Annotated in this window: 3 protein-coding genes; all 3 read right to left on the bottom strand. The window is 36.6% G+C overall.

Features of this window, described 5'->3' with window-relative positions; genetic code table 11:
• Positions 1–135: 135 nt before the first annotated feature.
• The 3 genes from AC3AX0_RS10065 to AC3AX0_RS10055 are packed head-to-tail and all read right to left on the bottom strand — an operon-like array spanning position 136 to position 3,097.
• Complete coding sequence (locus AC3AX0_RS10065) at positions 136–1,491, bottom strand: MATE family efflux transporter (RefSeq protein ID WP_487550160.1); 1,356 nt, start codon at positions 1,489–1,491, stop codon at positions 136–138.
• Positions 1,492–1,500: 9 nt separating this feature from the next.
• Positions 1,501–2,355 (bottom strand): RNase adapter RapZ, encoded by an 855-nt coding sequence (gene rapZ / locus AC3AX0_RS10060; protein WP_487550159.1) that lies wholly within the window; start codon positions 2,353–2,355, stop codon positions 1,501–1,503.
• A 1-nt stretch (position 2,356) separates the two neighbouring features.
• A complete protein-coding gene (locus tag AC3AX0_RS10055) occupies positions 2,357–3,097 on the bottom strand; it encodes a PHP domain-containing protein (RefSeq protein ID WP_487550158.1) in 741 nt (246 codons plus the stop codon).
• Positions 3,098–3,196: the final 99 nt, after the last annotated feature.

Raw genomic sequence — 3,196 nt, 5'->3', positions numbered from 1 at the left:
ATGCTTTTTTCAAACCTTCCACTCCATAAATTAGCCATATAAACCTTATATACTAGAAATCATTGATTTCAGTATATTCTCCTTTCAAAATAATTTGTACTATCAATGAAATTTTTAAAACTACATTCTATTAATTCAACGATTCCAATAGTTTCGATTATTCATCAAAAACCATGCCGTTAAAATTATACCCTTAAGTATGCTTGTTATACATATACTCCACCAGACACCATTAAGTCCCAATACAGTTTTAGACAAAGCAATAGCAAGAGGAATTCTTGCTAAGTTTAACAATATACCTATCAATGCTGGCGGCTTTGTTTTACCCATTCCTGCAAAGGCCCCTGATGAGGTTATCTCCAAACACATGAAAAGTTGCGAAAGTCCAAGTATCTTAAGATATTCTGTTCCAATAATAATTGCTCCAGTTTCAGGTATGAACAGAGTTATGATTTGTTCCGCAAAAACTATAAGCAGTACAGATGTAAAGAATCCAAATATTGACATGAGTCTCAAGGCTGTAATATATCCTTTTTTAACTCTCTCTCTATTATCTGCACCATAGTTCTGTCCGATAAAGGAGCACAATGCCGAAGAAAATCCATCTGCCGTTCTCCAGGAAACGGATTCTATCTGTCCACCTACCCTTTGAATAGCAACAGCTACAGGGCCCCATACTGATACAATCCTTGCTATATACATCGAAAAAAATGTAAAAAGAATGCTCTGCACACTTACAGGCAATCCTATCCTTATATTTTCCTTTATCTCCTTATAATAAAACCTTTTGAAGATGGAAAACCTTAAGAAATGATTCTTATCCCTTGCTATGAAAACTCCATAACATATTGTTACAACCAACTGTGATGTTACTGTTGCCACTGCTGCGCCGCTTACTCCCATTGCACTAAAGGGTCCCATACCGAAAATCAATATAGGGTCGAGTACAATATTCGTAATGAGTCCTGCCGCATTAACCTTGAACGGAAAACTACTTTTCCCACTTCCAATTATTATGCCTGACACTACTTCATTAATAAACATAAAAAAAAGTCCAAACACTACAATCTGCAGATATTCGACAGCGTTCTTGTTAACTTCAACATCATCAATATTAAAAAAATCTATAAGTTTTGTTTTAAAAGCATACATGGCAAGGCAGTATAAAATTCCAGTAATAACTGCTCCTTGAAGACCTGCACCGCTGTATCTTTTGACTGCTCCAATATCATTTCTACCAAAACTTTGTGCTACATTAATCTGTGCTCCTATTTTTGAAAGCACTAAAAATCCAAATGCCATCCAAAGATAAAACCCAGCCGTTCCAACAGAAGCCACAGCTGAACTTCCAAGCCTTCCTATCCATATCATGTCAATCATATTATATGCCATTTGTATGAAGGAAGTTCCCATGACAGGTATTGCCAGCTTGAACAAAGCTCCTGTAATGGACCCTTTAGTCAGGTCATTTTTCTCCAATGAATTTTTCACTTCCACCTCTTACTTATATACATCTCTGTGAGTAATGACTGTTCTATAGTTTTCAGAACCTATCCTGTCTCCCAGAAGATTCGCAATCGTTACAGACCTGTGTTTTCCACCAGTACAACCTATTCCTATTACCAGCTGAGTCTTTCCTTCCTTCTGATAATGTGGAATCAAAAACTTCATCATATCTTCAAGCTTCTCAAGGAATACCTTGCTCTGCTCAAAGTCCATTACATAGTTCTGCACTTCTTTGTCATTTCCATTAAGGGGCTGCAGTTCTTCAATATAGTGAGGGTTAGGTAAAAATCTTACATCAAAAATAAGGTCGCAGTCAACTGGTATTCCCTTCTTGAAACCAAAGGAAACAATTGATATCGTAATGTTTTTCTGGATATTTCCCCTTAGGAAAATCTCATTGAGTTCTTCCTTAAGCACTGCATTGGTGAAACTTGAGGTGTCTAGAATATAGTCCGATTTGTCCTTTATCTCCCTCAACATTGCCCTTTCAGTGTTTATCCCCTCGATTATCCTTCCCGTAGGGTTGACAGGATGAGGTCTCCTGTGCTCCTTAAATCGTTTCACGAGAACCTCATCTGTTGCGTCCAGGAATACAATCTCGTAATCTATTCCTTCATTCTGAAGGGTATCAAGACTTTCAAAAAGGTCCTTGAAAAACACCCCACCTCTTATATCCACTACTACAGCAACTCTTTCAATTGTCTTCGACGACTCTCTACAAAGCTTTGCAAACTCAGGAAGAAGAGAAGGTGGAAGGTTATCCATACAGTAGTAATTCATATCCTCAAATGCCTTTGCTGCAAGACTTCTGCCTGCTCCAGACATACCCGTTATTATAACAAATCTCATTTCATACCTCCAGATTGATTATTCTGTCAATTTTCAAACCTGCTTTTTTTATTCTATCATATGAATCAGTAAACTCCCCAATTGCTTCGCAAACATGGGCGTCTGATCCTATATAAAAATCAACCTTGTATTTTGATGCTATCTTTATTTCTTCAACACTCAAATGTCTGTGTGAATTATTTATTTCAAGTGCGGTATTTGTTCTTTCCGCTGCTTTTGCCAGTCTTTCAATATCTACTGTAACCTTGTCTCCAGGATGCGTGATTATATCTATATCATATTTGTCCATTGCTCTTATCAATGCTTCCGTATTGATTCCAGTCATATATTCCCTTAGTGGTTTAATGAACCTTCCAATGAAATTGAACTTAAAAAACCTGATATTTCCCCATAATCCCTTGAACAATACACCAAAGTGTATTCCAACCTGTATGATATCGCAATTGTCAACTACCACTTGCGTAATATCCGTGTCTCCGTTATAGGATATCAGGTTTGCTTCTATTCCTAGCTTTATATTTATTTCAGGATATTTCTCCCTCAATATATCGATTTCTTTTCTTGCCTTTATTATGTTTTTCTCGCTTGTTCCATAAATGAAATGTTTAATTCCATGGTCAGACACTGCTATTTCCTTAAGTCCCTTGTCAATAGCAGCTTTAACTATTTCTTCCAGTTCACTTTTACAATGACCGTTTTTTGAATACTTTGAATGAATGTGATAATCACTGTATAGTTTCATAGATAATCAAGTCCTCCTAGAATTCTTCTCCAATAATCCTTACCTCAGGTTCAAGCATAATTCCAAACCTGTTAAATACAGTTTCCCTGACAACTCTCA

This window comes from Dethiosulfatibacter sp., from assembly GCF_983023055.1.
The sequence above is the reverse complement of the archived record's forward strand: the minus strand, read 5'-3'. Positions and strand labels throughout refer to the sequence as shown.

What these genes read in the sequence shown, in the direction of transcription:
- AC3AX0_RS10055 (WP_487550158.1), bottom strand. Translation starts at nt 3,097, where the DNA reads ATGAAACTATACAGTGATTATCACATTCATTCAAAGTATTCAAAAAAC.
- rapZ (WP_487550159.1), bottom strand. Translation starts at nt 2,355, where the DNA reads ATGAGATTTGTTATAATAACGGGTATGTCTGGAGCAGGCAGAAGTCTT.